The organism is Celeribacter ethanolicus, assembly GCF_001550095.1.
Taxonomy (GTDB): domain Bacteria; phylum Pseudomonadota; class Alphaproteobacteria; order Rhodobacterales; family Rhodobacteraceae; genus Celeribacter; species Celeribacter ethanolicus.
On sequence record NZ_LRUC01000006.1, the window covers coordinates 114065 to 126867 of the forward strand.

Annotated in this window: 12 protein-coding genes; 9 read left to right on the forward strand and 3 right to left on the reverse strand. The window is 62.6% G+C overall.

Features of this window, described 5'->3' with window-relative positions:
• Positions 1-8: 8 nt before the first annotated feature.
• From argH to NH195_RS02445, 4 genes are read left to right on the forward strand one after another with little or no spacing between them, the layout of a single operon-like run.
• The gene (gene argH, locus NH195_RS02435; protein ID WP_066702964.1) at positions 9-1400 is read left to right on the forward strand and encodes an argininosuccinate lyase; all 1392 of its coding nucleotides are present in this window, start codon (positions 9-11) and stop codon (positions 1398-1400) included.
• Positions 1397-1564: a hypothetical protein gene (locus tag NH195_RS21510; RefSeq protein WP_198403408.1), complete on the forward strand. Its 168-nt coding sequence runs from the start codon at positions 1397-1399 to the stop codon at positions 1562-1564. Before argH ends, NH195_RS21510 begins: the two co-directional genes overlap by 4 nt.
• 51 nt (positions 1565-1615) lie before the next feature.
• Entirely contained in the window at positions 1616-2881 is a 1266-nt protein-coding gene (gene lysA / locus NH195_RS02440) for a diaminopimelate decarboxylase (protein ID WP_066702556.1), read from the forward strand.
• Between the two features lie 44 nt (positions 2882-2925).
• Positions 2926-5475, forward strand: a complete 2550-nt coding sequence (locus NH195_RS02445; protein WP_081423754.1) for a DUF4175 domain-containing protein — start codon at positions 2926-2928, stop codon at positions 5473-5475.
• Positions 5476-5482: 7 nt separating this feature from the next.
• Here NH195_RS02445 and NH195_RS02450 read toward each other — a convergent pair whose 3' ends face one another.
• Complete coding sequence (locus NH195_RS02450) at positions 5483-6496, reverse strand: zinc-ribbon domain-containing protein (protein ID WP_066702561.1); 1014 nt, start codon at positions 6494-6496, stop codon at positions 5483-5485.
• 165 nt (positions 6497-6661) lie between these two features.
• On the opposite strand from NH195_RS02450, the gene NH195_RS02455 reads away from it, so the two are divergent.
• From NH195_RS02455 to NH195_RS02470, 4 genes are all read left to right on the forward strand, one after another.
• Positions 6662-7333 (forward strand): cell division ATP-binding protein FtsE, encoded by a 672-nt coding sequence (locus NH195_RS02455; RefSeq protein WP_066702563.1) that lies wholly within the window; start codon positions 6662-6664, stop codon positions 7331-7333.
• A complete protein-coding gene (locus tag NH195_RS02460) occupies positions 7330-8229 on the forward strand; it encodes a cell division protein FtsX (protein ID WP_066702564.1) in 900 nt (299 codons plus the stop codon). Before NH195_RS02455 ends, NH195_RS02460 begins: the two co-directional genes overlap by 4 nt.
• Positions 8229-8969, forward strand: a complete 741-nt coding sequence (locus NH195_RS02465; RefSeq protein ID WP_066702566.1) for a lysophospholipid acyltransferase family protein — start codon at positions 8229-8231, stop codon at positions 8967-8969. Before NH195_RS02460 ends, NH195_RS02465 begins: the two co-directional genes overlap by 1 nt.
• Positions 8970-9031: 62 nt before the next feature.
• Positions 9032-9637, forward strand: coding sequence for a pyridoxamine 5'-phosphate oxidase family protein (locus tag NH195_RS02470; RefSeq protein ID WP_066702568.1), 606 nt, complete (start codon positions 9032-9034; stop codon positions 9635-9637).
• A gap of 72 nt (positions 9638-9709) precedes the next feature.
• Here the strand turns inward: NH195_RS02470 and NH195_RS02475 are convergent, their stop codons facing one another.
• A complete protein-coding gene (locus tag NH195_RS02475; protein WP_066702570.1) occupies positions 9710-10672 on the reverse strand; it encodes an acetyl-CoA carboxylase carboxyltransferase subunit alpha in 963 nt (320 codons plus the stop codon).
• Between the two features lie 128 nt (positions 10673-10800).
• Between NH195_RS02475 and NH195_RS02480 the strand changes: the two genes are divergently transcribed.
• Positions 10801-11640 carry an AraC family transcriptional regulator gene (locus tag NH195_RS02480; RefSeq protein WP_066702572.1) on the forward strand — a complete coding sequence of 280 codons (840 nt, stop codon included), beginning with the start codon at positions 10801-10803 and terminating at the stop codon, positions 11638-11640.
• 81 nt (positions 11641-11721) lie between these two features.
• Here the strand turns inward: NH195_RS02480 and NH195_RS02485 are convergent, their stop codons facing one another.
• A complete protein-coding gene (locus NH195_RS02485) occupies positions 11722-12681 on the reverse strand; it encodes an L-malyl-CoA/beta-methylmalyl-CoA lyase (protein ID WP_066702574.1) in 960 nt (319 codons plus the stop codon).
• Positions 12682-12803 lie beyond the last annotated feature (122 nt).

Below are 12803 nucleotides of genomic sequence, written 5' to 3' on the forward strand. Positions count from 1 at the left end.
ACACGTCCATGACCGATAAGAAATCCAACGCGATGTGGGGCGGGCGCTTCGCTGCCGGACCCGACGCCATCATGGAAGCCATCAACGCCTCCATTGATTTCGACAAGCGGCTGGCATCCCAGGACATCGCAGGCTCACGTGCTCATGCTTCGATGCTTGCGAAACAGGGCATCCTTACGGATACCGATGCGGAAGCCATTCGGGAAGGCCTGCTCACGGTTTTGTCAGAGATCGAGCGCGGCGAGTTCGTGTTTTCGACCGCTCTCGAAGACATTCACATGAATGTCGAGTCGCGTCTCAAGGACATTATCGGCGAGGCCGCGGGCCGTCTGCACACCGCACGTTCGCGCAACGATCAGGTGGCGACCGATTTCAAACTCTGGACGCGTGATCAATATGATGCCGCCATTTCGGGTCTCGACGCGCTCATTCGCGCGCTGATCGTACAGGCGGAAAAAGGTGCGGATTGGGTGATGCCGGGTTTCACCCACCTGCAAACCGCGCAACCCGTGACCTGGGGCCATCACATGATGGCCTATGTCGAGATGTTCGGCCGCGATATGTCCCGTTTCAAGGATGCCCGCGTGCGGATGAATGAAAGCCCGCTGGGCTCCGCCGCATTGGCGGGCACCGGCTTCCCGATCGACCGGCACATGACGGCGGAGGCGCTGGGCTTTGATCGTCCGACGGCGAACTCTCTCGATGCCGTGGCGGATCGCGATTTCGCGCTGGAATTCCTGTCCTGCGCCTCGATCTGCGCCATGCACCTGTCGCGCTTTGCCGAAGAGCTGGTGATCTGGTCCTCCGCGCAATTCCGCTTCGTGGCTCTGTCGGACCGGTTTTCCACCGGCTCCTCGATCATGCCGCAAAAGAAAAACCCCGACGCCGCCGAGCTGATCCGCGCCAAGATCGGGCGCATCTTCGGGGCGAACGTGGCGCTCATGACGGTGATGAAAGGTCTTCCGCTCGCCTATTCCAAGGACATGCAGGAAGACAAGGAGCAGGTCTTTGACGCCGCCGACAACCTGATGCTGGCGCTGGCCGCGATGACCGGGATGGTGTCGGACATGACCGCCAATGTCGACAATCTGCGCGCCGCCGCCGCTTCAGGCTTTTCGACCGCAACCGATCTCGCCGACTGGCTGGTGCGCGAGGCGGGGCTGCCGTTCCGGGATGCCCACCATGTCACTGGTGCGCTGGTCGCCATGGCCGAGAAAAAGGGCGTCGATCTGCCGGATCTGAGCCTTGAAGAGATGAAATCCGTTCACGAAGCGATCACCGAAAGCGTCTATGACGTCTTGACGGTTGAAAACTCGGTCGCTTCGCGCACAAGCTACGGGGGAACCGCACCCGCGCAGGTGCGTGCGCAGATTACCCGTTGGAAAGAGGTGCTCGGATGAAACGTGTTGTTATGGCTTTGGTTCTGTTGGCCGGGCTGACCGCCTGTGGCGTGAATGGTGAGCCGGTGGCACCGGAGGTGGGGGTGTCAACCACCGTGGGGGTGAACTCTCATGCCGGGGCCTATACCGACACGGCGATCAACATCCATTTCCCGGCGAACTGATTTTCGAGACCTGATCCGGGGCGCGCCTGCCCCTGAAAGTGAAAGACCCAGATGGACCATTTCCTCTACAAAGACGGCGTGCTCCATGCCGAAGACGTGGCCGTGAGCGATATTGCGGCCCAGGTCGGTACGCCGTTCTACGTCTATTCCACCGCGACGCTGACCCGGCATTTCAAACTGTTCGATGACGCACTGTCCGGCATGGACCATCTCGTCTGTTTCGCGATGAAATCGAATTCTAACCTCGCGGTGCTCAAGCTCATGTGCGAGCTGGGCTCCGGGGTCGATGTGGTGTCCATCGGCGAATATCTCAAGGCGAAGGCGGCGGGATTTCCGGGCGAACGCATCGTGTTTTCGGGGGTCGGCAAGACGCGCGAGGAAATGCGCATCGCCCTCGAAGGCGGCATTCGCCAGTTCAACGTCGAGAGCGAGCCGGAGCTTGCGGCGCTCAACGAGGTGGCGACCTCTCTCGGGATGAAGGCGCCCATCGCGCTGCGGGTGAACCCGGATGTGGATGCCAAGACCCATGCGAAAATCGCCACCGGCAAATCCGAGAACAAGTTCGGTATTCCGATCGCCACCTGTCGCGACGTGTACAAGCGTGCGGGTGAAATGCCGGGCATCGACGTGATCGGTATCGACGTGCATATCGGGTCGCAACTGACCCAGCTCGAGCCGTTCGAGTTGGCCTTCACCAAGGTCGCCGAACTGACCGAAGCGCTGCGGGCCGATGGTCATGACATCCGCCGTCTCGATCTGGGGGGCGGGCTCGGCATTCCTTACGAGCGTTCGAACTCCGCGCCGCCGCTGCCGGTAGAGTATACCGACGTGATCCGGCGCACCGTCGGGCATCTCGGCTGCGAGATCGAGATCGAGCCGGGGCGACTGATCTCCGGCAATGCCGGAATTCTCGTGTCCTCCGTGATTTATCTCAAACATGGCGAGGGCCGCGATTTCCTGATCGTCGATGCGGCGATGAACGACCTTGTGCGTCCCTCGATGTATGACGCCTATCACGACATCATCCCGGTGACGGAGCCCGAGGCCGGAGAGGATCAGACCCCGATGGACATCGTCGGTCCGGTCTGTGAAACCGGCGACACCTTTGCCAAGGCGCGCAACATGCCCGGTCTTGGCGAGGGCGATTTGGTCGCCTTCCGTTCGGCGGGAGCTTATGGCGCGGTGATGGCCTCGGAGTATAATTCCCGGCCGCTTATCCCCGAGGTTCTGGTGAAGGGCGATCAATTCGCTGTCATTCGCAAGCGTCCGAGCTTTGACGAGATGATAAACCGCGATACCATCCCTGCGTGGCTCTGAGCGCGGATCATCCCGATGCGCGCCCGAAGCCCCGGGCGAGACGTATGGAATTTGACCGACAGCTCCGAGACAGCCTTGGCCAGAGCCTTGCCCGACGGGTGAGGCACGCCTTGCGTGTGACACAGGCCGGGCTGTTGTACGAACGCTTGGGTACGGCCTTCTGGCCGCTGTTTTCGCTGCTCGTCTTTGTGGTCGGTCTGGCGCTTCTTGGGGTGCAGGAGGCCTTGCCGCCTTCTGGGCTTTGGGTCGCCGGAGGGCTGGTCGCCGTTCTGGCGCTTCTGTCCGTGATCTATGCGATACGCCATCTGCGCCTGCCCTATGCGGCGGAGGCCATGGCGCGGGTCGATGCGGACCTGCCGGGACGGCCCTTGCAGGCGCTGTCCGACACGCCGTTGATCGGGGCAGGAAACGACGCCTCCGAAGCGCTCTGGGCTGCGCATCGCAAGCGTATGGCGGAACGTCTGCGCGGCGTGCATGCCATCGCGCCGATGCTGCGGTTGTCCTCCGCCGATCCGTTCGCGCTGCGCCTCATTGCCCTGACGACTTTGGGGATGGGACTTGTGTTCGGATCGTTTGAAAAGGCCGGAAGCCTGCGCGATCTCGGGGGGAGCGGGCAGGAGATCGCCGTCGGTCCAACCTGGGAAGGCTGGGTGCGCCCGCCCGCCTATGCCGGCAAGCCGACGCTCTATCTCGGCGATCTCGATCCGGAATTCGAAGTACCGAAGGGCTCGGGCGTAACCCTGCGGTTTTACGGTGCGGATGGCACGCTGACGCTGCGTGAGACCGTCTCCGGCGATGACGACATGACCTTGCACGATTTCATCATCCGTCAGGCGGGCGAGATCGAGATCGACGGACCCACCGGTCGGCTCTGGGATGTGGCGCTGCAACCGGATCAGCCTCCCGTGGCCGAGCTTGTGGGCGAGATGACCCGCGCACCGTCGGGCGAGGCACGGCAGGAATTTCGGCTGAGCGACGATTTCGGTGTGGCGCGGGCCGAGTTGACGATCACCCGAGATCCGGAGGCCGTGGAAAAACGCTATGGCTTTGCCCTGCCGCCCGAGCCGCGCGAGGCGATCACTCTGCCGGTGATGTTGCCGCAAACCGGCGACCGTACCGAGATCGAGGGGCTGATTGCCGAAAATCTGGCTGAGCATCCTTTCGCGGGGCTGCCCGTGCGTTTGAGCCTCACGGCCTGGGATGCGGCCGGGCAGGAAAGCGCCGCCACGCTGGGGGAAAGTATCCTGCCGACGCGGCGGTTCTTCGATCCTCTGGCGGCGGCTATCGTGGACCAGCGCCGGGAGCTTTTGTGGAACCGCGACAACGCCGCGCGCACGGCGCAGGTGCTGCGCGCGGTGTCGGTGAACCCGACCGAGATGTTCGACGAGATGACGACTTATTTCCGTCTTCGCGAAACCATCGGCCAGATTGAGGGACGCGCGGGGCGCCTGACGGATGAGCAGCTCGACAGTATCGCGGCGAACCTCTGGGAGATCGCGCTGGAACTCGAAGACGGTCAGCTCAAGGAAGCGCTTGCCCGCCTGCACCGGGCGCAGGAGCGCCTGTCGCAGGCGATGCGCGACGGTGCGACGCCGGAAGAGATCGAACAGTTGATGCAGGAGCTGCGCGAGGCCACCCGCGATTACATGCAGCAACTGGCGGAACAGCAGGGCGATGAAAACGACGGCACCGACATGCCGGATCAGGGCCAGCAAGATGGGCAGGAGATCACCCAGGATCAGTTGCAGCAACTGATGGACCGCATTCAGGAGCTGATGGAGCAAGGCCGCATGGCCGAAGCGCAGCAGCTTATGGATATGCTGGCCGAAATGCTCGAGAACATGCGTGTCACCAAGGGCGAGGGCCAGGGCGGGCAGGGCCAGCAAGGCATGCAGGGCCTTCAGGACATGCTGCGCGATCAACAGCAGCTCAACGATGACACGTTTTCGGACCTTCAGGACCGGTTCGGGGAAAACAGCCAACAGGGGCAAACTCAGCGACCCGGACAACAGCCGGGACAGCAAGAAGGGCCATCGGGCGATGCAGAGACAAATCCGGGAGAGGACGGCACGCGACCCGGCGAGGCGCCGAACGGCCAGTCTCTTTCCGAACGTCAGCAGGCCCTTCGCGATCAGTTGCAACGTCAGCGTGGCAGTATTCCCGGCGGCCAGGGCGGCGGGGACGACAGTGTCGGCGGCTCGCTCGAACGGGCCGACCGGGCGATGGAAGAGGCCGAAGACGCGCTGCGCGAGGGGGATCTCAACGGCGCGCTCGGGCGCCAGGCCGAGGCGATGGAAGCACTCCGCGAGGGCATGCGTCGCCTTGGCGAACAACAGGCGCAGAGCCAGCAGAACGAGGACGGGCAACAGGGCGAGGCCGGTGGCCAGTCCGGCAGTGACGCGGCGCGGCGCGATCCGCTCGGGCGCAAACCTGGCGACGCGGGGCGTTTCGGCAGCGATGACGAGCTCTATCAGGGCGAAGATGTCTATCGTCGGGCGGAGGAACTTCTGGACGAAATCCGGCGCCGCTCAGGCGAACAACAGCGCCAGGCCGAAGAACGCGATTACCTGAACCGGCTACTGGATCAGTACTGATCGGGTCTCAGGCGCTGAGCTGGCTCAACAGGGCGTTGAGCCGCACGCTCGCTGCGGACAACAGGCGGTCGAGCCAGGCGCGGAAGCCGTTGGCTGCGGTGACATAGCTTTCCATGACGCCTGCAAGTGCGGGGACTTTTTCCGCAATCACCGGAGCCAGAACGTAAAGCGCCACGAGCATGATGGCCGCAAGCACCAGAACGAGGAACACGGAGCGGAAGCCAGAGCGTTCCGCACGGGCGCGGCGGGTGTCCTCGTCGGGCACCGTGCCGTCCTCATTGCGCTCGGAGGCCGCGCTGAGCGTCGAGTTGATTTCCTCGATGTCCGGCAAGAGATCGCGCCGCTTGCCGGTGGCCGCTGCGACGCTTCCCGCGACGATGCCGCTGTCGGCGGGGTCGAGGCCCCGAAGCCGCGCCATGCGGTCGCGCAGGCTTTTCTTGGCACTGTCCTGTGCCGGTTCTTCGAGCCCGAGATCGGGCTGGGTTTCAAGCGTTTCCCCCTGCGACTGGCGCATGGCCTGATCGAACTCGACCTCGGCGCGCAGGATGTCACGCACGCTGTCCTTGAGCGCAGAACTTTGTGCGGCGGGGCGAACAGAGGAGGTCTTAGCTGTCTCGTCTCTAGGTTCCGCGACTGTGTCTTCGGCTTCGAAAACGGGGGGGATCTCAGTGGGTTCGGGCGTCGGTTCTTCGATCGGCTCCGGAATGTGCAAATCTTCTTCGGGCTCGGCGACGACCGCGACGGTTTCGCTGTCCTCGACTGAGACGGAGGGTTCGAACTCCGGCGTCTCCTCGAATTCAGGGACGGTGTGCGCGGTCTCTTCCGGCGCGACATGACCCGGCACCGGGTCTTCGTGCGGAATCTCATATCCAAGCTCTTCGGCGAGGTCCTGATCGAGATGCGCGGGGCGCTGGAACCAGGTGTGACCGCAATTCGAGCACTGAACATCCCGACCCGCGTCGGGAATGACACGAGCATCGACCTCGTATTGAGCGCCACAATTGGGACAGATCAGCCGCATGTTTTCCCCTGCCACCGAGAGATTGTGCGCATGCTTGTGCGCGATTTTCCGTAATTCTTAACGCACATGTGCGAATTGTCCATGTTTTTGCGACAGTTGGATTGAAAGCTTTTGACCGGTGAGGCAAAACTGTCGCGAATACATAGAGGTTCGCAGAGGTGCCGTGTGATCGAGTTTCATGATGCTGGCTACGGCTACGGGGGGCGTGAGCTTCTGACAGAGATGTCCCTGACGCTGGCTCCGGGGTCGTTTCATTTCCTGACCGGGCCTTCGGGCACGGGCAAGACGACCTTTCTCAAGCTGTGTTATCGCGAACTGCAGGCGACCGCCGGGCGGGTCTCGATTTTTGACGAGGACACCCGGGGCATGGAGCGCGACGACGTGGCGCAACTTCGCCGCCGGATCGGGGTGGTGCATCAGGACTGCCAGTTCCTAGATCACCTGAGTGTTGCCGAGAATGTCGCCCTGCCGCTGACAGTGTCGGGTCAGCCGCGTGACGACGGCGATCTCTCCGATCTGCTGTCCTGGGTCGGCCTGTCGGAACAGATCAACGCCCGCCCGCCGGAGCTGTCCGGGGGGGAGCGTCAGCGTGCGGCTCTTGCCCGCGCGGTGATCATGTCGCCCGATGTGATCCTCGCGGATGAGCCCACCGGCAACGTCGATTGGGAGATGTCGCTGCGGCTCTTGCAACTGCTCATCGAACTGAACCGGATGGGGAAGACCGTGGTGATCGCGACCCACGACCTGCATCTGATCCGTCAGGCCAAATCCCAGGTCGCGGCCCGGGTGTTGCGCATTTCCAACCGGCGCATCCAGCAATCGGGGGCAGATCTGTGAAAACCATTCTTCTGCCCTTTCTGAATTTCAGCGAAAGCACTTCTGGGCGCGTGGTGCCGCCGTCGGGTTTCACGGCGCAGCTCACCGTGATCACCTCTGCCGCCATGGCGTTCCTCGCCGTCTTCGCGCTGGCGCTTTCCATGGCGACCGGGCGTCTGGCGGAGCGTTGGGGCAATGAGCTGGCGCGCGGCTCCACCGTGCGCATCTCCGCCCCCGCCGAGCAGGTCGACGCGCAGGTCGCAGCAGCTCTCAAGGTTTTGGAAACCACGCCGGGGGTCGCGGCGGCGCGATTGTTGTCGGAAGAGGAGGAGACTCTCCTTCTCGAGCCATGGTTCGGTCCCGATTTGCCACTCGACACGTTGCCCTTGCCCGCCCTGATTGATGTGCAGGAAACCTCCGACGGCTTTGATGCCGAAGGTTTGCGCCTGCGTCTTGCGGGCGAAGCGCCCGGCGCGGTGCTCGACGATCACAGCCGTTGGCGCAAACCCCTGCTGCGCGCCGCCGAACGTCTGCGGTTTCTGGGCGTGCTGTCTCTGATCCTGATTGCGGGGGTCACCGGCGGGATGATCACGCTTGCGGCCAATGCGGCCCTTGCCGCCAACGGCCAGGTGATCCGCACGCTGCGGCTTGTCGGTGCCACCGACCGTTTCATCGCCGGCGCTTTCGTGCGACGTTTTACCCTGCGGGGGCTGAGCGGGGCGCTCATCGGAACCTTCCTCGGTATGATCGCGGTCGCTCTTCTTCCGAGCGCGGATGAGGCGGGGAGTTTCCTCACCGGTCTGGGCTTTGTCGGTGCGCAATGGCTCTGGCCTCTGGCAATCCCGGTCCTGGCGGCGCTCGTGGCCTTCGCGGCCACCCGTGTCGCGGCCAGCCAAACCCTTCGGAGGTTGATGTGATGCCCTATCCGATCCAGTGGCTCCTCTCGCTGATCTTCGTGATCCAGATGTATCTGGCCATGGCGATCCTTGCGGTTTTCTTCACGCCCCTGGCGATGATCAAACGCGAATATGCCTATCTGGCCTGCTGGACCTATTGCCATTGGGTGCGTTTCTCGGCGCACTGGCTTGTGGGGCTCAAATCCGAAATCCGGGGCGAGGTGCCCAATGATGAGGTGCTGATCGGGGCCAAACACCAGAGTTTTTTCGACATCATCCTGATCGTCTCTGCCGTTCCGCGACCGAAATTCATCATGAAGAAGCAGCTCGTCTGGGCCCCCATTGTCGGCTATTACGCCAAACGCATCGGCTGCGTGGCGGTGGATCGCGGCAAGCGGGGGCAGGCAATCAAGAAGATGATCGCGGATGTCAAATCCGGTGCCGCCCTGCCGGGGCAGTTGATCATCTTCCCGCAAGGCACCCGTGTCGCCGCCGGTGCCCATCTGCCCTACAAGATCGGCACCGGTGTGCTTTATGAGCAGACCGGGCAGGACCTCGTGCCCGCCGCCACCAATGTCGGCGTGTTCTGGCCGCGTCACGGCATCTACCGGGCGCGGGGCACGGCAGTGGTCGAATTCCTGCCGCGCATTCCGGCGGGGCAAGAGATGAAAAAGGTCATGGCCGAGCTGGAGAAGGTGGTCGAAAGTGCCTCGGACCGGCTCATGCTCGATGCTGGCTTCACACTGCCGGCGAAAGGCTGAACGTCATCTTGTCGTGATCTTGTGCGGCTAAGGCGTGATCTTGTGCGGCTAAGGAGAGCGACATGAAACATCTGGCCGAGATTTCCGAACTGGAAGCCCTTTACGGCGTACCGGGTCCCGCTGCGACGGAAAAGGTCGCGCGACGCATGACGCCGGAGTTTCGGCCCTGGCTTGAACGGTGCCGGTTCTGCATCCTCTCCACTGTCGGCCCGGAGGGCACAGACGCCTCGCCGCGCGGCGACAAGGAGCCTGTGCTGCGGGAACTCGACCCGGGTACGCTCGCGATGCCCGACTGGATGGGCAACAACCGCATCGACAGTCTGCGCAACATCGTGCGCGATCCGCGTGCGTCCTTGATGCTGTTTGTTCCTGGCTCGAACAATGTCGTGCGGATGAATGGGCGGGCGTTCGTGACGGCGGACGAAGGGCTACGCCAGTCCTTCGAGGTGGGAGGCAAACATCCCCGCTCCGTGATCGTCTTCGAGATCGCTGAGATCTACACCCAATGCGCCCGAGCCCTGATGCGCGCCGGGCTTTGGGAGGGGCGCGACGACAGCGAGGGTCTGCCGAGCGTCGGTCAAATCCTCGAGGCACTCACCGTGGGTCGCGTCGGCGGCAAAGCCTATGACGAGGAATGGCCGGAGCGCGCCGCCAAGAGCATGTGGTAACGAAGAAGGCCATGCAATCGCACGGCCCCTTTCTCGGTGTTTCCTTTGTGCCCGAAATACTCAGGCCGCCCGTTAGGCCGCCAGGCCCTTCGATCCCATGTCGAGGAACTTCTTGCGGCGGTCCTTGAGGATGGTCTCCGGCTTTTTCTTTTGCAGCGGGGCGAGCATCGCCTCAATCGCCTTGCCGACGGCGGCAATCGTCGCCTCGCGGTCGCGTTGCGCGCCGCCGAGCGGTTCGGGGATGATCTGGTCGATCACGCCGAGTTTGTGCAGGTCCTGCGCGGTCAGGCGTAGCGCTTCGGCGGCCTCGCGCATCTTCTCTGCATCTTTCCAGAGGATCGAGGCGCAGCCCTCCGGGGAGATCACCGAATAGACCGAATGTTCCAGCATCGCGAGTTTGTTGGCGGAGGCAAAGGCCACAGCGCCGCCGGAGCCACCTTCGCCGATGATGACAGAGATCATCGGCACCTTGAGATTGAGACATTTCTCGGTCGAGCGTGCAATCGCTTCCGATTGGCCGCGCTCTTCCGCGCCCTTGCCCGGATAGGCGCCGGGGGTGTCGACCAGCGCGATCACCGGCAGGCCGAAGCGGTCGGCGAGATCCATCAGACGGATGGCCTTGCGATAGCCTTCGGGACGCGCCATGCCGAAGTTGCGTTCGATGCGGGATTTGGTGTCATGGCCTTTTTCCTGACCGATCACCACCACGGGCTGATCGTTGAACCGCGCCAGACCGCCCATGACGGCATGGTCATCGGCAAAGTTCCGGTCGCCGGCCAGCGGCGTGTATTCGGTAAACAGCGCCTCGATGTAATCCTTGCAATGCGGCCGGTCGGGGTGGCGCGCGACCTGGCATTTGCGCCAAGGCGTCAGACCTTTGTAAAGGTCCTTGAGCATATCCGCGGCTTTCTTGTCCAAAGCGGCGGCTTCTTTCTCGACATCCATCTCTTCGTTGGCGCGGGCCAATGCGCGCAGTTCCTCGGCTTTGCCCTCGATCTCGGCCAAAGGTTTTTCGAATTCGAGATAGTGAGTCATGCGGACCTCCGAACGGTTTCGACCCCGTATATGGCTATTTTCGCGCGCGGGTGCAACTCAGCAAGATTTGTGATCTGCTGAAACGGTATCTCTCCCGCCAAGGACATGTTGAAAGGATACGGGGATTAATGGCGCGGCACGCTTATGAAGATCGGCTCTTGCGGGTGCTTGATCATGTCTATGCCCATCTCGATGGCGATCTTTCGCTCGACACTTTGGCGGATGTCGCGGCCCTGTCGCGGTTTCATTTCCACCGGGTGTTTTCGGCGATGACCGGAGAGACGGTGGCGGGGTTCATCCGGCGGGTGCGGCTTTACAAAGCCTCACATCTTCTTGTGCGCAGCGAAGACGGGATCGAGCGCATCGCGCAGCTTTGCGGCTACCCCAATCCGCGCAGTTTCGCCCGTGCCTTTCAGGATGCCTTTGGACTGACGCCCACCGCTTTTCGGGCGCGCGGCGTCGAGATGCCGCCTCTGCGGCTCACGGAAAAAGGAGACTACGTTATGTATGAAATTAAGGTGGAAGACCGCGCGCCGGCGTCTTTTGCAGGTGTGGCGCATCGGGGTGATTACACGGAGATCGGGCAGGCCTTCGAGGTGGCCGCCAAAACCGCCCTGTCGCGCGGTATGGGGCCGGTGCTCGGGCCGATGGTCGGCGTGTATTTTTCCAACCCCGGCGAGGTGCCGGTCGAGGAGATGCGGAGCATGGCAGGGTTTATCCTGACGGGGGACGCGACGCTTGAGGCCCCGCTCGACCCCTTTGCGCTAACGGGCGGGCGTTACGCCGTGTTGCGCCATGTCGGGCCTTATACCGGGTTGCGTCAGGCCTATGATTATCTTTATGGCAAATGGTTGCCCGAAAGTGGTGAGGAGCCGCGCGACGGGCCGCCGTTCGAAATCTATGAAAACACCCCGATGGACACCGCGCCGGAGGATTTGGTGACGCTGATCTGCGCGCCGATCCAGTGATCCAATAGAAACGCCCCGAAGCCTGAGCCTCGGGGCGTTATCGCCTCAACGGCCGTGCCTCCCCGCACGGTCGGAGGGATTTCAGGAGTTCGCGATCAACTCGGATTGGGCCACGATGACCTCGGCCTGTTTGATCGAGGCGATGTCGACCAAACGGCCTTTGTAAACGGTCGCGCCTTCGCCATTGGCCTTGGCCTGTTCCATCGCGGCGAGGATTTCGCGGGCCTCGGTGACGGCCTCTTCGGAGGGGGTGAACACTTCGTTGGCCAGCGCGATCTGTTTCGGGTGGATCGCCCATTTGCCGACCATGCCGAGCGTTGCGGAACGCCGTGCCTGCGCCCGGTAGCCCTCGTCATCGGAGAAATCGCCGAACGGCCCATCGACCGGCAGCACGCCGTGGGTGCGACAGGCGGCGACGATGGCGGCCTGTGCCCAATGCCACGGATCGGAATAATGCCGCGTGTCGCCGTGCAGCATGTAGTAATTCTCCTGCGTGCCGCCGATGCCGGTGGTTTGCATGCCCATGGAGGCCGCGAAATCCGCCGCTCCAAGGCTCATGGCGACGAGACGCGGAGAGCTGGCGGCGATCTCTTCGACATGGGCGATGCCAGCGGCGGATTCGATGATGACTTCGAAATTGATCTTCTTTGTGCGGCCCTTGGCGCGCTCGATCGCGGTGACCAGCGCGTCGACCGCATAGATGTCCTCGGCGCAACCGACTTTCGGGATCATGATCTGATCGAGCCGCTCACCTGCCTGTTCCAAGAGGTCCACGACATCGCGATACCAATAGGGTGTGTCGAGCGAGTTGATCCGCACGGCGAGGGTTTTTTTGCCCCAATCAATCGTGTTGATCGCCTCGATGATATTGGCGCGGGCCACGTCCTTGTCGGAGGGCGCCACGGAATCTTCGAGATCGAGATTGATCACATCCGCTGCGGAGGCAGCCATTTTCGGGAAGAGTTTCGTGTTCGATCCTGGGCCGAACAGCTGGCAGCGGTTCGGGCGATCCACGGGGGTGGGTTGGAGTCGGAAGGACATTGGTGCTCCTCTCGCAATGATATTTCCAAAACGTCGAATGCATTGTTATTATCTTGCGCAATCTGTGGCAAGGAGGTTTTTGCGCCTGCGGCATATCCCGTCTCTTGCCTAAAAATAAAGTT

Coding starts and splice junctions, on each gene's coding strand:
- argH (WP_066702964.1), top strand. CDS start 9: ATGACCGATAAGAAATCCAACGCGATGTGGGGCGGGCGCTTCGCTGCC.
- lysA (WP_066702556.1), top strand. CDS start 1,616: ATGGACCATTTCCTCTACAAAGACGGCGTGCTCCATGCCGAAGACGTG.
- NH195_RS02450 (WP_066702561.1), bottom strand. CDS start 6,496: ATGCGGCTGATCTGTCCCAATTGTGGCGCTCAATACGAGGTCGATGCT.
- NH195_RS02480 (WP_066702572.1), top strand. CDS start 10,801: ATGGCGCGGCACGCTTATGAAGATCGGCTCTTGCGGGTGCTTGATCAT.
- NH195_RS02445 (WP_081423754.1), top strand. CDS start 2,926: ATGGAATTTGACCGACAGCTCCGAGACAGCCTTGGCCAGAGCCTTGCC.
- NH195_RS02475 (WP_066702570.1), bottom strand. CDS start 10,672: ATGACTCACTATCTCGAATTCGAAAAACCTTTGGCCGAGATCGAGGGC.
- NH195_RS02485 (WP_066702574.1), bottom strand. CDS start 12,681: ATGTCCTTCCGACTCCAACCCACCCCCGTGGATCGCCCGAACCGCTGC.
- NH195_RS02465 (WP_066702566.1), top strand. CDS start 8,229: ATGCCCTATCCGATCCAGTGGCTCCTCTCGCTGATCTTCGTGATCCAG.
- NH195_RS21510 (WP_198403408.1), top strand. CDS start 1,397: ATGAAACGTGTTGTTATGGCTTTGGTTCTGTTGGCCGGGCTGACCGCC.
- NH195_RS02470 (WP_066702568.1), top strand. CDS start 9,032: ATGAAACATCTGGCCGAGATTTCCGAACTGGAAGCCCTTTACGGCGTA.